This is a genomic window from Carnobacterium viridans, assembly GCF_900102725.1.
Lineage (GTDB): Bacteria > Bacillota > Bacilli > Lactobacillales > Carnobacteriaceae > Carnobacterium_B > Carnobacterium_B viridans.
Genome location: NZ_FNJW01000008.1, coordinates 2,097,086 through 2,116,589, shown reverse-complemented (window position 1 = coordinate 2,116,589; position 19,504 = coordinate 2,097,086). Strand labels below are relative to the sequence as shown.

17 protein-coding genes and 1 other annotated feature are annotated in these 19,504 nt (G+C 35.7%); of the genes, 5 read left to right on the top strand and 12 right to left on the bottom strand.

Features of this window, described 5'->3' with window-relative positions; translation table 11 throughout:
• Window positions 1-3 precede the first annotated feature (3 nt).
• Together BLT48_RS11710 and BLT48_RS11705 are read right to left on the bottom strand one after the other, a co-directional pair.
• Window positions 4-1,161, bottom strand: coding sequence for a cystathionine gamma-synthase (locus tag BLT48_RS11710; protein WP_089978127.1), 1,158 nt, complete (start codon window positions 1,159-1,161; stop codon window positions 4-6).
• A gap of 13 nt (window positions 1,162-1,174) precedes the next feature.
• Window positions 1,175-2,089: a PLP-dependent cysteine synthase family protein gene (locus tag BLT48_RS11705; protein ID WP_035021677.1), complete on the bottom strand. Its 915-nt coding sequence runs from the start codon at window positions 2,087-2,089 to the stop codon at window positions 1,175-1,177.
• Between the two features lie 544 nt (window positions 2,090-2,633).
• Between BLT48_RS11705 and BLT48_RS11700 the strand changes: the two genes are divergently transcribed.
• Entirely contained in the window at window positions 2,634-3,065 is a 432-nt protein-coding gene (locus tag BLT48_RS11700; protein ID WP_035021675.1) for a GNAT family N-acetyltransferase, read from the top strand.
• Between the two features lie 51 nt (window positions 3,066-3,116).
• On the opposite strand, the gene BLT48_RS11695 is transcribed toward BLT48_RS11700, so the two are convergent.
• The 5 genes from BLT48_RS11695 to BLT48_RS11675 all read right to left on the bottom strand — a co-directional run bounded on the left by BLT48_RS11695 (window position 3,117) and on the right by BLT48_RS11675 (window position 7,899).
• On the bottom strand, window positions 3,117-3,683 hold the full coding sequence (locus BLT48_RS11695; protein ID WP_035021673.1) for a DsbA family protein: 567 nt from the start codon (window positions 3,681-3,683) through the stop codon (window positions 3,117-3,119).
• A 132-nt stretch (window positions 3,684-3,815) separates the two neighbouring features.
• Entirely contained in the window at window positions 3,816-5,078 is a 1,263-nt protein-coding gene (locus BLT48_RS11690) for a chloride channel protein (protein WP_035021672.1), read from the bottom strand.
• 122 nt (window positions 5,079-5,200) lie between these two features.
• A complete protein-coding gene (locus BLT48_RS11685) occupies window positions 5,201-5,908 on the bottom strand; it encodes a DUF975 family protein (protein WP_089978123.1) in 708 nt (235 codons plus the stop codon).
• A gap of 109 nt (window positions 5,909-6,017) precedes the next feature.
• On the bottom strand, window positions 6,018-7,025 hold the full coding sequence (locus tag BLT48_RS11680; protein ID WP_089978120.1) for a glycosyltransferase family 2 protein: 1,008 nt from the start codon (window positions 7,023-7,025) through the stop codon (window positions 6,018-6,020).
• An 88-nt stretch (window positions 7,026-7,113) separates the two neighbouring features.
• On the bottom strand, window positions 7,114-7,899 hold the full coding sequence (locus BLT48_RS11675) for an SDR family oxidoreductase (protein ID WP_035021668.1): 786 nt from the start codon (window positions 7,897-7,899) through the stop codon (window positions 7,114-7,116).
• Window positions 7,900-8,133: 234 nt separating this feature from the next.
• Between BLT48_RS11675 and BLT48_RS11670 the strand changes: the two genes are divergently transcribed.
• Both BLT48_RS11670 and BLT48_RS11665 read left to right on the top strand, forming a co-directional pair.
• Entirely contained in the window at window positions 8,134-9,369 is a 1,236-nt protein-coding gene (locus BLT48_RS11670; protein ID WP_089978116.1) for a carboxylate--amine ligase, read from the top strand.
• A 22-nt stretch (window positions 9,370-9,391) separates the two neighbouring features.
• Window positions 9,392-10,096 (top strand): amino acid racemase, encoded by a 705-nt coding sequence (locus tag BLT48_RS11665; protein ID WP_089978113.1) that lies wholly within the window; start codon window positions 9,392-9,394, stop codon window positions 10,094-10,096.
• A 40-nt stretch (window positions 10,097-10,136) separates the two neighbouring features.
• Here the strand turns inward: BLT48_RS11665 and pepV are convergent, their stop codons facing one another.
• Window positions 10,137-11,537 (bottom strand): dipeptidase PepV, encoded by a 1,401-nt coding sequence (gene pepV, locus BLT48_RS11660; protein WP_035021660.1) that lies wholly within the window; start codon window positions 11,535-11,537, stop codon window positions 10,137-10,139.
• 187 nt (window positions 11,538-11,724) lie between these two features.
• Here pepV and BLT48_RS11655 point away from each other — a divergent pair, with 187 nt between their 5' ends.
• Both BLT48_RS11655 and BLT48_RS11650 read left to right on the top strand, forming a co-directional pair.
• The gene (locus tag BLT48_RS11655; RefSeq protein ID WP_089978110.1) at window positions 11,725-12,561 is read left to right on the top strand and encodes an NAD(P)H-hydrate dehydratase; all 837 of its coding nucleotides are present in this window, start codon (window positions 11,725-11,727) and stop codon (window positions 12,559-12,561) included.
• A gap of 160 nt (window positions 12,562-12,721) precedes the next feature.
• On the top strand, window positions 12,722-13,333 hold the full coding sequence (locus tag BLT48_RS11650; RefSeq protein WP_089978107.1) for a general stress protein: 612 nt from the start codon (window positions 12,722-12,724) through the stop codon (window positions 13,331-13,333).
• A 315-nt stretch (window positions 13,334-13,648) separates the two neighbouring features.
• Here the strand turns inward: BLT48_RS11650 and BLT48_RS11645 are convergent, their stop codons facing one another.
• The 4 genes from BLT48_RS11645 to BLT48_RS11630 all read right to left on the bottom strand — a co-directional run bounded on the left by BLT48_RS11645 (window position 13,649) and on the right by BLT48_RS11630 (window position 19,480).
• Window positions 13,649-14,368, bottom strand: coding sequence for a pseudouridine synthase (locus tag BLT48_RS11645; RefSeq protein ID WP_035021651.1), 720 nt, complete (start codon window positions 14,366-14,368; stop codon window positions 13,649-13,651).
• Window positions 14,369-14,441: 73 nt separating this feature from the next.
• A complete protein-coding gene (locus tag BLT48_RS11640) occupies window positions 14,442-16,118 on the bottom strand; it encodes a putative polysaccharide biosynthesis protein (protein WP_089978103.1) in 1,677 nt (558 codons plus the stop codon).
• 210 nt (window positions 16,119-16,328) lie between these two features.
• Entirely contained in the window at window positions 16,329-18,746 is a 2,418-nt protein-coding gene (leuS, locus tag BLT48_RS11635) for a leucine--tRNA ligase (RefSeq protein WP_089978100.1), read from the bottom strand.
• Between the two features lie 68 nt (window positions 18,747-18,814).
• Window positions 18,815-19,054, bottom strand: a binding site (T-box leader).
• A gap of 96 nt (window positions 19,055-19,150) precedes the next feature.
• Complete coding sequence (locus BLT48_RS11630; protein WP_035021643.1) at window positions 19,151-19,480, bottom strand: putative heavy metal-binding protein; 330 nt, start codon at window positions 19,478-19,480, stop codon at window positions 19,151-19,153.
• Between the last annotated feature and the right edge of the window lie 24 nt (window positions 19,481-19,504).

Below are 19,504 nucleotides of genomic sequence, written 5' to 3'. Positions count from 1 at the left end.
TATTTATTCTCCTTTGTCGTTCGATACAAATGCTAATGCTTGATCCAAGTCGTTAATGAGATCTTCTACATCTTCTAAACCAACGGATAACCGAACCAACTCATCCTTTATTCCTGATTTTAAGCGAACTTCTTTTGGAATAGATCCGTGTGTCATCAAAGCAGGTATTTCAATCAAACTTTCAACTGCTCCCAAACTTTCAGCTAGTGTGATAATCATTAATTTTTCAACAAAGTCCTTAGCAGAAAATCCTTCTTTTAATTCAAATGAAATCATTCCACCAAAACCACTCATTTGTTTTTTAGCAATCGTATGCCCTTGATGATTTTCTAATCCAGGGTAATAGACTTTTTCAATACTCGAATGATTAATTAGGTATCGCACTACTTCCTGAGCATTTTTTTCATGTTCTTCCATTCTGATGCCTAACGTTTTGATCCCTCTTTGTAAAATCCAGCTATCTTGCGGCCCTAAAATTCCACCGATTGCATTTTGTAAAAAGCCGATTTTATCAGCTAATTCTTCATTATTTGTTGTAACTAATCCTGCAACAATATCGCTATGTCCGCCTAAGTATTTAGAGGCACTATGAACAACAACATCTGCTCCAAGAGTAAGCGGACGTTGATGGTAAGGTGTAGCAAAGGTATTGTCAACAATAGTTATCAGGTTAGCCTCTTTTGCAATTTTAGATACAGCCTCAATATCGGTTATTTTTAGCAAGGGATTCGTTGGTGTCTCTAGAAATATTGCTTTAGTTTCTGGTCGAATAGCTGGTTTAATCGTGCTTACATCACTTGTATCTACAGTTGTAAAAGTTATTCCAAGATGAACGAGTACCTTATTCATTAAGCGATACGTTCCTCCATAAACATCATCTCCCACAATGATATGGTCTCCTTTAGAAAATAATGACAGCACCGTATGTGTCCCTGCCGATCCTGATCCAAAAGCAAAACCTCTAACGCCTTCTTCTAAATCTTTGATTAATTCTTCTACTGCAAAACGAGTAGGGTTTCCTGTTCTTGAATATTCATACCCTTTGTGTTTGCCCACTTTTTCTTGTTTATAGGTTGATGTTTGGTGAATGGGTACATTTACCGAACCTGTTGCTTCATCATGACTAATACCACCGTGGATTAATTTCGTTTTCATTTTCATCTTTAACACTCTCCTATTGATAGATTTTTTTACTTAGATAACGCTCACTGCTGTCTGGGAAAATTGTAATGATCGTGCTTCCTTCAGGTAACACTTGGGCTTCTCTTAAACAGGCAGCAAACGCTGCGCCACTTGAACTTCCAACAAACAACCCATTTGTTGCGGCTAATTGTTTAACATAGTAAAAGGCTTCCTCGTCAGAAATCGTATAAACATGATCAATTAATGATTTATCTAAAAACTTAGGTATGAATTCCATTCCTATCCCTTCCGTTTTATGTCCATGAGCTGCTCCACCACCTAAAATCGAGCCTTCAGGTTCAATGATAGTTGTACGAGTCGCAGAATTATTTTCTTTTAAATAAGCCGCAGTTCCAATAAAAGTTCCACCGCTACCTGCCCCAGCTACAAAAGAATGGATCACCTGTCCATCCATATCTTTTATAATTTCTGGTCCAAGGGTTTCATAATAAGTTAATGGATTCGCTTGATTTTCAAACTGCATCGGGATATAGCTATTTTTAATTTCTTCAGCCAACGACTGGGCTTTTTCTATTGCTCCAATCATGCCTTTTTCAGTAGGGGTAAAAATTAGTTTCGCTCCAAGGGCCTTCATTAATTCCTGTTTTTCTTGACTAAATTTCTCTGGCACTGTAAAGACAACTCTTAATCCAAATTCTTGAGCTGCTAATGCTAAACCAATGCCTGTATTTCCAGCAGTGGGTTCAATAATCGTTGTATTTTTGTTTATTAGCCCTTTATCAAAAGCTGTTTTTATTAATTTGACTCCTAAGCGGTCTTTGATGCTTCCACCAGGATTGAACATTTCTAACTTTGCGAATATTTTACTGTTATTCGGTAGGTCAAAACCCTGAATTTCTAATAATGGAGTATTTCCTATCAAATCTTGCGTTTTTCTGAATAACATGTCTTTTCTCCTTATCTTCATTCTCAATTTTTAAAAAAAGGGACAAAAAAAGTGCATGAGTTTTACACTCATGCACAAATCATCTAATTTAATTTAGTTTCTTCTAATGAAAGCCATTTCAATACACCTACTCATGAATTGTTTTCTAATAGCAATCCATAGGGTATAACAAATAGTTGTGTTCACAAAAAAGAAGAAGCTTGATTAAAAAATGATACTTGTCGACATGAGTGGTCTATACAACATAAACAACAACACACGTCTAAACAGTTCATCTTTTTCATTAGGGCTTCTTCCTTTCTTAGTTTATTTTTTAATTCACTGTAAGTAAAATCTCACATTCATATAAACTCATATTATCAATCCAATTTTTATTTGTCAACTAAAAATAAATACTTCTAGACCAATTTCACTATTCTGTCATCATCTTACTTTAAAAACTCTTCATTGCAATACAGAGGTTTTTTTGAGAAAATACACAAGGAAGAAAAGTTGCAGCGATTCGCAACACTTCCTATAATCCAAAGCGACAGGAGCAACCTTTATGTGGACATACAAAACGTTTGATGAATTAACTAAAGAAGAATTGTATTTATTTTTAAAAGAGCGCAGTGCAGTTTTTGTTTTTGAGCAACAATCTCCTTACCACGACATTGATGGCAGAGATCCTGATAGTATACATATTTCTTATATTGAGGATGGAGAACTGCTAGCTTATTCCCGCATCTTCGTTACTGATAATGGAAATATTCGTATAGGACGTGTTCTCGTTACAGAAAAAAATCGTGGAAAAGGCTTTGCCCGTACATTATTCCGTAACACACTAACCTACTGCCAGGAGCAATACCCAGAAAAAGCAATTGAATTAAATTCTGAAGAATACATTAAAGATTTCTATGCTTCATTTGGCTTTAAAGAAATCGCTGAGCCCTACCTGGATTCAGGAGTTATCCATGTTACCATGCTATTAGAATAAACTAAGGCTGTACTACTCTTAATAAGAGTAGTACAGCCTTAGTTTATTCTTTTAAACCATCTGATACAGGTCTTCTGCAGTGACAAATCTTTCTATTAAAGTTGCTTTTTTTTCTTCACCTGTTATTACTAATAAACAAGATGGCGTATCTGTTGCTCCCGTAGCACATGAAGCAACTTGGTCAAGGTCAAATAGATGTTGAACAAATGGAGAATGGAAATCAAACAGGAACATTTCCATATCTAAGTCAACCTGCTCAGCTGATTCAATCAGTAACTCTTTTGAAAGAGCTCTTTTTTGAATAATCATTTTTCTTTGGATAGCTAATAAAAATTCTCTACCTTTTTTCTTTCCCTGGATAGTAGCTGCGATAAAAGCCAATGATAAGTGAAAACTTTCATTGTATAGCTTATTCCATACAGCCATTTCAGTTGACAAGTCATTTTTTTTCATATATCGGTAAAGAGTCTGGGTGTTGTGATAAGGATAAATTGTTATTTGTGTGTTCTCTTCATAAGCATTTACAAACTTAAGCACTTCTTCTTCCATTTTCAATGAAGCTTTACTGATTGGGTTAATAAATAAGAAAATTTCAATTTGCTTAGTTCTGTCTACCATAAAATGATTCACCTCAATTCCATATCAACTTATAACTACATCTTAACAGTAAACAGCTTTCACCAAAAATCATTTGCTCAATAATGCATAGAGAATGAGTTTTAAAATTCTCTTTCCAAAGATTTGATGATTTTATTCCTCTTCAAAAAGATCTCCTTTGCGTAAATAGACTTGCTGAGTTTCATAAATACCTTGATTGCCTGAAAAGAGATAACTAACTACACATGTCAAAAAGAGATAAGGCAATGCTCCTGAACCAAAAAGTTCCAGTCCCATCACAAAACAGGCAACGGGTGTATTGCTAGCCGCTGCAAAAACACCAATAAACCCAAGTCCTGCTAAGAAAGGAACCGAAATATGGAAAAGATGAGCGAGTGTACTGCCTAAAGTGGCCCCAATCGTAAATAAAGGTGTCACTTCTCCTCCTTGAAATCCAGATCCCAGTGTAATAGCTGTAAAGATTAATTTACCCAAGGAATCAAATGGACCACTTTCCCCTAGAAAAGCTTGATCAATTAAAGGCAGACTTAGACCTAGAAATTCTCTAGTGCCTACAAGGAACACCAGAAGAATAACGATGACTCCTCCGATAAAGCTTTTTATGACCGGATTGTTGAACCAGTTAGTCATAATGACTTTTGTTATCCGCGTAGTCCAACTAAATAAACGCCCAGCAAGCCCAAAAAGAATGGCTGCAATGACTATTTTGATGATAAGACTAGGAGTTGCCTCTGGTACAATTCCCATACTATAATGCGTATGCGCAGCACCAAAAAAAGTCGTCACCCAATTTCCGACCAATGCTGCCCATAAGCTCGGAAATAATGCCTCTTGGCGGACAAATCCAATAGCTAATACTTCCATTGCAAATAATGTTCCAGCTATAGGTGTTCCAAAAACAGAACTGAATCCCGCACTCATTCCGGCAATTAACAAAATACGTCTCTCATTTTTTTTCATATGAAACACGCGCCCTACCGCATCGGCCAGTGATCCTCCAATTTGGACTGCAGTACCTTCTCGTCCAGCAGACCCACCAAATAAATGGGTAACCAATGTTCCAAAAAGAGTAAGTGGAATCAGTCTTTTAGGAATCCATTCTACTTCCTTTTTAGTACCGCGAGCTTCTTGTATAATCAAGTTATTGCCTCGTATGGCATTGCCGCCAACTTTCCAATACAACCAACTAATAGCTGCTCCACCCAGCGGCAATAAATAAAGCAGCCAAGGAAGTGTCATACGAGAGTTTGTTACAAATGTTAAACTGATAAGAAAAAATGCGGATAAACTCCCTACTCCTATCCCAACTAGGCTGCTATACCATAGCCATTTAAAAAAATAGTTCCCTATTAGTACAATCTCTGTAGTTTTCATTTTTTTTAGTATACGTCCCATAAAATCCCTCTTTAGTTTCGCATTAAATTCACTTGTTTATTTTACCACTAGTCCGTAGTAGTTTCCCATTTTGTTTAAAAAAAGATGGACAGCCAACTCTGGCGGTCCATCTTTTTTTAAACTTAATTAGATTGAATCAAATCTTCATAAAAGGCAACTTTTGTCGCATTTTGATAAGGAAGCAGCCATAATAACCCTATACCTAAGGATAAAATGGATAATATACCCCAACCTAAAAAACTTAGATCTAGTAAGAATAGACGCCATTTATTGCCTTTCATCAAGTTTTTACTTTCTGTAATACAGTCTAGCGAAGAAATTTTTTCATTTGGTGATAGATTAGAGCGATCTTTGTAAATTAAGTAAGCTTGAGAATAAGCATATGATTTTATGATTCCAGGAATAATAAACAACAAACTCCATAAAGTAGTAAAAATTGTAGATATAATATAAATCAACAATACTCTAAGAAAATATTTTTTCGTAAATACTTGTAGCCCCATTTTTATTGGCTGAATCTCCATACTGGGATTTCTAAACCAATCTAAAAAGGTAAATGAAATACCCACTGTAAAGAAAGTTGTTAAAATTCCACCACCAATATTGCTTGTTCCATTTCCATCGTCAGACATCATAGAATCATTTAACCAATAATTAGAACCCGCATCTGAGTAATTAACTAACGCAACCACCAAAGCCGCAAAGAGTAGCGTAATAACGATTGAAATTATTGTTGGAAAAATATTTAATAAAATAGCATCTTTCCATCTTCCTTTAAACAATGCTTTCGTATCATTTTTTAATTCTTTTCTTGTTTTATAATTTTGCATTTGTTACAGCCTCCTCAGGCAGATGATTTCTTATAGTTTACCAAAAACAAATAGTTATTGTTATTTATTTTGAAATTTTAGTCAAAATAACTAACAAATTTGCTTTTTCTTACAAAGACTTATCTTCTGTCTCGGATGCATCCCCGATAATTCGCTTTTTTAAAGAATCTTTATCATTTTCTTTATAGAGACTGCTCTCACCCTGCAACAATTTTATGCCTACTTTATAATAAAGTGGTATTTTCTTATCGTTAGTGATGTCTTCTTGATAAAGTCCAATGTCTTGCTGGAGTCTCTGTTTAAAAACTTCAGTATCATTATTCTCAGGAGCTTGACTTAATTTATATCCTACAGAAATCATACTTTCCATCAGTTTTTGCAAACCCAAATGTTTTAACTCAGGAAAATCTATTTTTAGTAATGCGTATAATTGTTCCGTTTTGGTTAGGATATCGTAGTATTCTGGCGAAAAGCTACTACTGACGATTGTATTTGAACTTCTCACGTAATGATAGCCAATTTCGTTTGTTATGACCGTCTTACTAGAATTTTTGGCTAATTGATAAGTTGTCACAATATCCTCAAAAATTTTCCCCTCTGGAAAAGTTACTTTTTGAAACAAACTATGATGATAAATCTTGTTCCACGTATAGAAAGCTACTCCAGAAGAATTAAAAATCAGTTCAATTAGTTCAATGGGCTCAACAACAATTCTCTTTTTACTTTTCTTTTTAGGTAGACTGATGCTGCCGTATACCTTATCAAAATTCATGATATATAAAGTCATACCTTTGTATTGGATACTCGCTTTATAAAAATTCAAAAAAGCCTCCTCATCAAATCGATCATCACTGTCAATAAAGGCAATAAATTCACCTGAAGCTACTTCTATCCCTTTATTTCTGGCTGCTGATAAGCCTTTATTTTCTTGATGAACAACTTTAATACGCTTATCCGTTTTCGCTAATAGATCACATATTTCTGGGGAGCTATCTGAAGAACCATCATTAATTAAGATCAACTCAAATTCAGGATACCTTTGCTGCAATACACTTTTCACAGCTTCTCCTAGCGTTGAACTTGTATTGTATACCGGCATGATGACACTTATCAACATTTTCTTTCCTCCTTGAAAACGTTCAACTGCTTAAAATCTATCTAGGCTATATTGAGCATAATTGGATAGTTTAAAACTAATCTCTTTACTAAATCGCTTTGATGCTTCCACCATCGATTATTAAAGATGATCCAGTAACGTACGTATTTACATCTGATACAAGAAAAGTAACAAATTTTGCAAATTCTTCCGGTGTTCCATAACGTCCAAGTGGAATAGCTTCTTGAGCTTCTTTTGTAATTTCTTCCATAGACACATTTTTATTTTTAGCCGTAATTTCATCTAGAGTTGTTATACGATCTGTTGCAATTCGCCCTGGCGCAACCGTATTGATTAAAATGTTATATGGACCTAACTCTTCCGCTAACGTCTTACTGAGACCGACAATTCCTAAACGAAAAGTATTCGAAAGAATCAAATTTGAAATTGGTTGTTTAATGGAAGAAGAGGCAATATTAATAATTTTTCCACCGTTTTCTTTTAAATCTGGCAAAACTGCTCGAATCGTTCGAATGTAACTTAGTAAATTTAAATGAAAAGCATTTTCCCAATCTTCATCTGAGAAATCTTCAAAAGAACCAGAGGGTGGTCCTCCAGTATTATTAATCAAAATATCGATTTTGCCAAAAATTTTGTGTGTTTCTTCTATAAGTTGTTGAATGTCTTCATTCTCAGTAAGATCGGTGGGATAAAAGGCAACCTTCCCTTTTCCAATGGTTGTCAACTCTTTTTGAACCTTTTGGAGTTTTTCATCATCTCGACTAGCTAACATAACATTTGTTCCTTCTTTTACTAATTCTGTTGCTATTGCTTTACCTAATCCTTGACTAGATGCCAACACTAAAGCTGTTTTACCTGCTAAATTTAAATCCACTAAAACTCCTCCTTTTCTTTCATCATACGAACACTCTGATATCATTTTTTCATAATCCAGCAACAAAGTAAACTCTTATCATTTTCTCTCTTTCATATCTTTCGCTTTTATCAACTAGTTATGCTATAATTTTGTCATTTAAGAAACCGTTTTTATAAAATAGTCCTCTATCTTCGTTTAATATCCTCTGAGTTTCCTATCTTTTATCTTTTTCCTTGAAAGGACTGTTTAATCATGCCAACTTCTATTGAATTACAGCCTTTTATTCCAATTATTTTAGGAGGCAATCTAGGTGCCTATAGTACAGCAAGGTCATTTTATGAAGCTTACAATACAACTTCGCTTGTTTTATGTACGATGATTACTGGACCTATAGATCATTCTATATTTATTGACCCTATAATTGAGCCTAACATGATGCAACCAGAAGTACTAGGCAAATTGTTAAACGCTATTGAAAACCGCTATCCCAACACAAAAAAAATCGTTCTGGCCAGTACAGACAATTATGTAGAATTGATCATCAATCATAAAATTTTATTTCCTGTTAGCTGGGTCATTCCTTATGTGGATAAAGAACTTTTTTATCCCGCAACAAATAAAGCAAGTTTTTATAAAATTTGTGAACAAGAAGGGGTTCCATACCCTAAGACATTAGTAATAACTGATTATGAAGCAGTACTGCCATTTGACTTTCCAATAATTATAAAACCTGCTGATAGTATGAAATACCATTCAATTGACTTCCCTGGTAAAGAAAAGGTTTATATTTGTAAAAATCAAGAGTCTTACAAAAAGATCATCCAAAACATCAAAGATAATGGATACGATGATGAAATTATCTTGCAAGAGTATATTGCAGGAGATGATTCCTTTGTCGGAGTTGCTACTGTTTATTCTTCTCATAGCACAGGTGAAGTGAAAGTTGTTTCGTTCGGCCAAACGCTGCTTGAAGACCACACTCCATCAGCTATTGGGAATCACCTTGCTATTTTAACAAAAAAAGATGATCAAATTGTTCGTGATGTAAAAAAATTGGTCAAAGCTACAGGATGGACTGGATTTTCTAATTATGATGTCAAATACGATTCGCGTGATCAAACGTATAAATTTTTCGAACTCAATGCCCGCCTTGGACGCAGCAACTATTATGTGACTGCTGCTGGGAAAAATACCGCTACTTACTATGTAAAAGATTTTATTGAAAATCAATCTATTGACTATTCTGTTGCAGATAAACAAATTTTATACTCTACCGTTCCAAAAAAATTATTACTGGATAACATTCAATCAAATGAACTAAAAAAAATCGTCAGACAATTGTATAAATCAAAAGAAGTTTACCATCCTTTAGCAAGTCAAGAAGAACCAAGTATGAAACGAAAACTGTATGTTACTATTGCTACATTAAATTATTTCAAGAAATTTAAAGTTTACCCTCAACCTCCTCAACTTTATGATCCTATCTAATAACAGAAAGGTCGTCTTAATCATGAAGAATTTCTTTGCTATTTTAGGCGGCATGGGTACATTGGCCACCACTAATTTTTTAGTCGAATTAAACAAAAAACATACCCCTACAAAGGATCAAGATTTCTTTAATTACATGTTGTTCAATCACGCTGAAATTCCTGATCGAACATTGTATATCCTTGATAACTCAGCCCCTAGTCCGCTACCCGCATTATTAGCAGATATTGAGCAACTGAATATCTTGAAACCTGACTTTATTGTTATCCCCTGTAACACTGCCCATTATTTTATTAATGATTTGATAAATGCTACCTCTATTCCTATCATCAACATGATAAAAGAAACAGTAGCCACGATTCCTTCTAATACTACAAAAAAAATTGGGTTAGCGGTGACTCAAGGGACACTAGACAGTCAATTATACGAACAAGAACTTATCTTTAACGGGCACGAAGTTATCCTACCCGATGCTACACTTCAACATAAAATCAATGAATTAGTTTATACTTATATAAAACAGCAATCTATTATCAATCACTTACTCTATCAAGAAATTCTCGAAGAATTTCAGCAGCTGGGAAGCGATATTACACTACTTGGATGCACCGAACTCTCCCTTGCTAATAGCCATGACCCTTTAAAGAAATTCCCTGTCATTGATGCTGAAGAAATCCTCTTAGAAAAAACGTACCAGCTAGCTCAACAATTGAAACTAAAAGTTTAAAAAAACAAGATCTCTTATATGAGATCTTGTTTTTTATAGTTTATTTAATGAGTTCGTAGATTGCTTCTGCGTATATACTCATTGCATTCATCAAGTCATCAATAGCCATAAACTCATTGGCTTGGTGCATTGTATCAATGCTGTTAGGGAACATTGCTCCATAAGCTACTCCACGCTCTAACAATCGTCCATATGTTCCACCGCCAATTGTTTGTTCATGAGCTTCTAGACCAGTTTGTCTTTGATAAACATCCAGCAATGTTTTCACTAGTGGATCTTCAGCAGATACATAATGCGGCATTTGTTCTTTGCCTCGGCTAAGCGTTACTCCAAATTCTGCAAGTTCGCTTTCCATTTTGATTTCGATTCCTTCAGGTGTTACACCTTTAGGGAAGCGCAGATTCACTGCAATCACTCCACCATCTTCAGGTGTGAACGTAAATACGCCTGAATTCATTGTAAGATCTCCCATGACGTCATCGATATAGTTCAATCCTAATTTTTCAGCTTTTGTATCTTCGTGTAAATAGTCTGTTGTCAGTTGTAAGAAGTTTTTAGCATCTCCGCCAAATGAATAGCGATTTAAGAATGCAGCTAGATAAGTTCCAGCATTAATCCCTAGATGTGGTGCCATACCATGAGCCGCTTTTCCTCCTACTTCGATCACAACTTGATCATCAATTATTTTAATCGTTCCAGTAATTGGAGAAACTTCAACAAAATTATAAAAGTCTTTTTCAATTTGTTCAGCTTCTTGAGTTGTAAAAATAGCAGTAGCATCTTGTGGTACCATATTTTCACGCAAACCAGCATCAAAACTGATCAACTCATTTTTTCCGCCTTTGTTATTTCCTTTTGTATTTACATAGACAGTCAAGATTCCTTTTTCACCGTTAATAATAGGAAATTCTGCATCTGGTGAAAAACCAAAGTCTGGAATTGGTTCATGAGCTAAGTAATGATCCATACACATCCAGCCGCTCTCTTCATCTGTTCCAATAATAAAGCGAATTTTTTTAGAAATTGGCAGTTCTAAATCTTTAATCATTTTCAACGCATAATAGGCTGCCACACCTGGTCCTTTATCGTCACTAGATCCACGAGCATAGACACGGTTATCTTTGATTACAGGACTGAATGGGTCGGTTTCCCACCCTGTTCCAACGGGTACTACATCCACGTGAGCAAAAACACCCATTGTTTCGTCTCCATCACCGTATTCAATATGTCCAGCTAAATTTCCCACGTTCTTAGTAACAAAGCCATCTCTTTCTCCTAAAGCCAAGAATGCTTCTAACGCTTCTTTTGGTCCTGGACCTACTGGAGCATCATTTGTAGCTTTACTATCATCACGGACGCTGTCAATTTTAAGTAATTCTATTAAGTCTGCTAAAAAATCTTCTTTTCGAGCAGCTGCTTCTTTTTTCCAATCAATTGCCATTTATACAACACTCCTTAATATTTTATCAACACGTCTATCATATCACTTTTCGTTTCTAAGACCAACGACTAGTCCTAATTTTTATTTCACTCACACTACAAAGAAAGATTCGTGCAAAAAATACCTATTCATTCTATAATCAATGGGAACATACTACAACTTATTTGTCGTTAATGGAGGGTCTTAAGTGAAAGAAATAAATAGAGAAACAATTCAAGGCATGATTCCAAAAAGAAGTACAGATAGCCACAAAGTAGATTATGGACGTGTACTTGTGATAGGCGGAAATGAAGATATGGGCGGAGCAATCATCCTCACAGCTAGCGCAGCTGTCTACAGTGGGGCTGGATTAGTCACAGTGGCCACGGCTAAGGTGAACCATGTCGCTTTACACGCTCGGCTTCCCGAAGCGATGGTCATTGATATGTACAATGAAGATCGTTTGCTTAAACAATTGTCGACAGCTACAGTGATTGTCATTGGACCTGGACTAGGTCTCTCTGCTGAATCACTAGCTATTTTGAAATCTGTTCTAGAGAGTGTCACAAAAGAGCAGCGGTTAATTATTGACGGCAGTGCCATAACTTTAATGGCTAAAAATAATTTGAAAACTCCTATAGCTAAAACAACGTACACACCTCATTTAGGAGAATGGCAAAAGCTCTCTCGCTTAAAGCCCGCTGAGCAAAATGAAACCCTAAATGTCCAAGCTAGAAAAGAACTAAAAGCAACTGTAGTTTTGAAACAATCTCGAACTGAAATTTATTTTTTAGATGACGTTTGGAAAAACAGTGCTGGAAATCCTGCAATGGCAACTGGTGGCATGGGAGATACATTAGCCGGTATGATAGCAGGTTGTAGTGCTCAATTTAAAAATTATCGTTTTGCGATTATTACCGCTGTTTTTCTACACAGTAAACTTGGAGATGATTTAGCTAAAAAACAGTATGTTGTGCTTCCTTCACAAATTATCGAGTCTATTCCTTTTGCAATGAAGGAATTTTCTACGAAGTTTATTTTTTAAACGTGTTGATCAATCTAGTTAGATTCTTGTTGAATAGGTATTTTATTCATTCTTTTTATTCCAATTAGTTAGCCTTACCTTATTAATTGTATTCTCTTTTCTTTCCAAGTATACTCACTATAACTAAATACCAATTATAGGAGAAAGAGGAGTGGTGTATATGATAAAAAGCGTTATTGGAAGTTACTCATCTGAAACAGCAGCATTGCAAAAAGTTAATCAACTTTTATCTGAAGGAAGTTTAAAGGATTCAATTACGCTAGTGACAAATGCTAAAATCAGCCAATCCATTCGCAATCAAACCGATATAGATGTATTTGTTCCGCCTTCTAAATCAACTACTGAAAACTCATTAGGAGATAAAATAAAAGCAGTTTTCTCTTCAGGTGCTGATGAAGATACAAAACTTTATTCATTGAAACATCGTGAAGATAGTTTTTCGGACTATAAAGATGCTATTGAACAAGGTAACATTGTTGTTCTTCTAGATAATGAAACATCTATTGCCGGCAATAGAGTCACACACTACCCTATTGAGACCGATACTATGGAAGAAGATACAGCAGGTATTTATCCAACAGATGTCTACCTTGAAGATGAGCCTTCTGATTTAGCCCGTGGTGAACGTCAACCACGCTCTATTAGAAATCAACATTTAGAATTTGATTATGACGAAACTGATTTAGATCCCAGCATCAATACTGATGGCGACTTAGAAATTGAAGACGACTTTCCGCCTACAGAATCACCTGATAGATCAGATTTTTACTGATGAATTAAAAAAAGAGGAAGTTGAGATTTATCTCAGCTTCCTCTTTTTTCGGTTCAATAATTTTTAGTGTGGATAGCTTAATTACATTAATGATACGAAATTTCTAGAGGAATAGACTTTGCTTGTAGCTTGCATTGAATTCAATGCGAATGATAAAGCGTTAGCGCTTCAGCGAGTACGTTTTGTTTGAGGCTTGAAAGTCTGAAGACGTCCTTGGCTTCAGACGGTTCCAAGGCTTTCCACAAGCAAAATCGTTCATTCCAGAAGAAATTTATTTTATGCTGTCAACACTATTTGTTGTATTTCCCTTTTTTCTTATGCATCAATTAACGACTCTAATTCTTCTTTTGTTAGAGGCCTATACTTGCCTATCTTTACTGTTTCATCTAGTTGCAACTTGCCCATTGACAAACGCTTTAAGTAACTAACCGATTTACCTACTGCTTCAAACATACGTTTTACTTGATGAAATTTACCTTCATGTATCGTGACTTTAATAAGAGTTTGTTTTTTTTCACTATCTGTAGATACGATTTCTAACTGAGCTGATTGACAGATAAACCCGTCATTCAGAGTGATGCCATCCTTAAAAGCCTGAATGTCTTGTTCATTCACTAAACCTTCTATAATCGCTTCATAACACTTATCCACATGTTTTTTTGGCGAGAGTAAGTTATGCGCTAACGTTCCATCATTAGTTAACAACAATAATCCTTCTGTATCTTTATCTAACCTTCCAACTGGAAACGGATCCAACACTTGATCTTGTGGCTGGAGCAAATCAATCACTGTTTCATGTAAATTATCTGTTGTTGCACTGACAACTCCTTGAGGTTTATGCATCATAAAGTAGACAAATTCTTGGTAATGAACAGCTTCTCCTGAAACAACAATAACATCTTTATCTGGATCTACTTGCGTTTTACCCTCTTTTTCAATCGTTCCATTTACCGTTACTTCTTTTGATTTTAATACAGTTTTCACTGTTTTTCTTGTGCCAAAGCCCATATTGGCTAGTAATTTATCTAATCGCATTTACGCTCCTCCAATTTCATATGATTCAAGTAAAAGAACTAGTTGAAGCCTTTTGGGTTCCAACTAGTTCCTATTATTTAATGCGCAGCTTGGTTCTCATATTCGCAACACGAGCTCCTAATAAACGATCCGCTAAACGAGTTTTTAAAGAGGCATACATGTAAACAAGTCCACCAAATCCCGCTGAAATACCCATTACTAGAAGTGCACTAGTCCTATTTTTTGGATCAATCACTAAGTAAAGAACTTCTTTAACTGCAAAAGTGACCACAGCCATTGCTAAAGTAATGATCAGCATCAATAAAACACGTCTGAAAATCAATCCGACATCAAAACGAGTAACCTTGTACATCTTTCTTAGCATTAATAAGACTGTAACGCCAAATCCAAATATATTAGATAGGAACATCCCGTTCGTACCAGCTAATGCCAGCATTGGATATTGCATGCCTAATTTTACGACTAACCCAATTACAAGAGCCCAAAGTGCAGGTCTTGTTTGATTTGCAGCTTGCATGGTTGATCCCATCAGGACAAACAAACCTAAAAATAAACTCATGAAAGAAGCAACTTGTAATACTGTAGTCCCAAAATCACTATGCCCATAGAAAACTGTATATAAAGGTTCGGCTACTATCATCATGCCAATGGAAGCAGGCAGCATGATAAAGAAAAATAATTGTAAGCTATCACTAATTTGGCGGGCGATTTTGTTCAAATCATTTTTAGCGACCAGTTCAGAAATCAGTGGCACCGAAGTAATAGCCATTGATCCTCCAAAGGAAATGACGATCATAATTAACTTATTGACGTTACCTGAAGCCACACCGTAATTATTTACAATTTGTTTTGGCGATAACTCAGAAATAGACGTCATAATTTGTTGGAAAGTAAATTGATCGATCATTTGAAAAAGGGTAATACCTGAACCAATAATAATAAATGGAACAGCTGTACGAATAATGGATTTAAAAATTTCAGTTGTGGAGATAGAAACTTTATTCAAGCTCTGGCCTGCTCTTTCATCCAACTCGGGCTTTTTACGCCAGATAATGTAAAATAAGTACCCAATACTAAATACAGCTCCAATAACGGCTGCAAAAGTAGAAGCTGCAACAGCATTTACTACTGAACCGTTCCATACTTGACGGATCAAGAAAACGGCAGCAAGCATAAAAATAACACGCGCTAATTGTTCAATAAATTGTGAAATAGCTGAATACTTCATTACATGATGTCCTTGGATGTACCCACGTGTCACACTCATACAAGGAATAATAAGTAATGCCCAGCTTAGCGATCGAATAACTTGTGTTGCATTATCAACCGATATATTCGGGCTGCTTGCTGCTATAAATGGTGCCGCAACATACATGACCAATGCAGATACAACACCTGTAATCGCCATGATCTGTAATCCTTTTTTGTAAATATTCCGACTTATTTCATATTCATTCAAGCTATTATAGTAAGCAACTTGTTTAGCAATTGCCGATGGAACACCAGCTGTTGCAATGTTTAAAAATAATGCATAAGGAGTATACCCAATCGTATAAAGAGCATTCGCAGATTCTGCTATATCTTGATTCCCCATCCAAGCCATCCAAGGAATGATGTAGAGAGCTCCTAATAATCTGGATAAAATACTTCCACCTGTCATCCAAGCTGATCCATTAATCATTTTATCTTTGGAACTTATTTCTTTTATTGGTTGTTCGATTTTATTATCACTGACTGTGTCTTTTGACATGACTCATAAACCTACTCTCATCCTTTTGTATATCAAGCTCTATTTTACTTCTTAAGTAAGTGGGTTGCAATGCTCAATGAACCTTTAAAACAGAACTTTAAGAAAAATTAAAATCTATTCAGTTTAGATAAGTGAAAAGGAGACAAGACCAAAGTCTCATCTCCTTTCCTATACGTGTGATAACACTAGAGTGTCGTCCATAAAAAATAGTTAGTTTGCTACAATATTTACCAATCTTCCAGGAACAACAATGACTTTACGGATTGTTTTCCCTTCAATCGCTTCTTTGATTTTTTCATTATTCATAGCTAATGTTTCCAAGTCTTCTTTAGAAATTTCTTTTGAAGCTTGAGCTTTTGCCTTTAACTTTCCATTTACTTGGAAAACAACCTCGATTTCATCTTCAACTAAGAATTTTTCATCAAACAATGGCCAAGCAACATAAGAAATACTTTCACCACTATGAGTTAAATTAGCCCATAGCTCTTCTCCCATATGCGGAGCAATCGGTGCCAGTAATTGAACAAAAGCTTTGATATAATCTACTGGTAAAGCAGTTGCTTTATAAGCTTCATTAACAAAAACCATCATTTGAGAAATAGCCGTATTAAAACGTAAGTGTTCAAAATCTTCCGTTACTTTTTTGACAGTCTGATGATAAACCACATCTAGAGATCCATCATTGAATGTCGTGATGCGGTCACGAACTTTACCATTTTCATCCATGATCAAGCGCCATACGCGATCCAGGAATTTACGACTTCCTTCAAGCCCATTTTCGCTCCAAGCAATCGAAGCATCTAACGGTCCCATAAACATTTCGTACATGCGTAATGTATCTGCCCCAAATTTTTCGACAACATCATCAGGATTTACAACATTTCCTTTTGATTTAGACATTTTTTCATTATTTCCACCTAATATCATTCCTTGATTGTATAATTTTTGGAATGGTTCTTTTGTTGAAACTACGCCGATATCGTAAAGGAATTTATGCCAGAAACGTGCGTACAATAAATGCAACACCGCATGCTCAGCTCCACCAATATAAATATCAACTGGAAGCCACTGTTTCAGCTTTTCAGGATCAGCCAGCATTTCTTTATTTTTAGGATCGATAAAACGCAAGAAGTACCATGAACTTCCAGCCCATTGTGGCATTGTATTTGTGTCGCGACGGCCTTTCATTCCTGTTTCAGGATCTACTACATTTACCCATTCAGTAATGTTTGCTAATGGAGATTCTCCTGTTCCGCTTGGCTTGATTTCATCTGTTTTAGGCAATATCAATGGCAATTCAGATTCAGGTAATGTTGTTGATGTGCCATCTTCCCAATGTATAACAGGAATAGGTTCACCCCAATAACGCTGACGAGCAAATAGCCAGTCACGCAAACGATAAGTCGTTTCTTTTTTACCAACACCATTTTCTTCTAGCCATTCATTCATTTTTTCAATTGCTTCTTCTTTGCCAAGACCATCCAAAAAGCCAGAATTGATGTGCGGACCATCTTCTGTAAATGCAGTATTTGCTACATCTCCACCTTCAAGTACTGGGATGATTTCCAGTCCAAACGTTTTAGCAAATTCGTAATCGCGGTCATCATGTGCTGGGACGGCCATAATTGCACCTGTTCCATATGAAGCCAAGACATAATCTGCAATCCAAATTGGGATTTCTTTCCCATTTACTGGATTAACTGCATAGGCACCTGTAAACACGCCTGTTTTATCTTTGTTTAAATCTGTACGATCTAAATCACTTTTCAAGCTAACTTTTTCAATATAGGCGTTAACTTCTGCTTCTTGTTCCGGTGTAGTAATTTGTTTAACTAAATCTAATTCTGGAGCCAATACACTGTAAGTTGCTCCAAATAATGTATCCGGTCGTGTCGTAAAGACAGTAAACTTATGATCCGTTCCTTTAACTTTAAAGTCAACATTTGCTCCAATCGATTTTCCAATCCAATTGCGTTGCATGTCCTTGATACTTTCAGGCCAATCTACTAACTCTAAATCATCCAACAAACGGTCAGCGTAAACTGTAATTTTCAGCATCCATTGTTTCATTGGTTTACGGTAAACTGGATGTCCTCCTCGTTCACTTTTTCCATCAATCACTTCTTCATTAGCTAGTACAGTTCCTAGAGCCGGACACCAGTTAACAGCTACCTCTGCTTCATAAGCTAGACCTTTTTCATACAATTTAGTGAAAATCCATTGTGTCCATTTGTAATAGTCAGGATCTGTTGTATTTATCTCGCGCTCCCAATCATAGCTGAATCCTAATGAATTGATTTGACGGCGGAACGTTTCGATATTGTGAGCTGTAAATTCAGCTGGATCATTTCCAGTATCCAGTGCATATTGCTCAGCCGGAAGTCCAAATGCATCCCATCCCATTGGGTGCAGTACGTTAAATCCTTGAGCTCGTTTCATACGAGAAAGAATATCAGTCGCAGTATACCCCTCTGGATGCCCTACATGTAATCCTTGTCCAGATGGGTAAGGAAACATATCCAATGCATAGAAATTTTTCTTCTCAGCATCTTCTGTTGTACGGAATGTATTATTAGATGCCCAATATTTTTGCCATTTTTTTTCAATCGTTTTATGATTAAAACTCATATTTATCCCTCTTTCATCTCTTTTTAAAAACAAAAAATCGCCCTATGAATGCAGATAACTATCTGTACTCATAGGACGACTAAACAATTGATTATCGTGGTACCACCTATGTTTTCTACAATCATTTTCTTGCTAATAGAATAATTGAAGACTCCTCATACCCTTAACGCAGGCGTTACGTCTTTGTCTACTTTTTTTCAACAAAGCAACTCTAAAGGCGAGTTCGAAAGTCTTTTTTATGCATTTCCACCACCCATGCACTCTCTCAAAAAAAAATCGTTTCTACTATTCCTTTTCACTGTTTTTTACTATTGTTTTCATTTTAACAAAAATTGACTATAGGAGCAATAAGAAAAACTAACAGTTGATCTATAAAGCCTCTTTTCAATTCAACTATTCGTCTACTATTTAACTGTTTTAAGCTTCACTGCTGTTCCACTACAGGTAACCATAATCATACCATTGTCTGATCCTAATGTCTCATAGTCCATTTTAACCCCTACAATAGCATCTGCTCCTTGTTCGTCAGCTCTTATTTCCATTTCCTCTAATGCTTTACTACGAGCTTCTAATAATTCGTTCTCATAACCTTGAGAGCGTCCACCAAACATGTTTCGCAAACCCGCACCCATATCTTTAAACATATTGATACCAGAGATAACTTCACCAAATACAATTCCTTCATAAGAAGAAATTTCAAAACCTTCAACAGAAGTTGTTGTCGTAATAATCATCATCTTCACTCCCTTTTTAGTTAT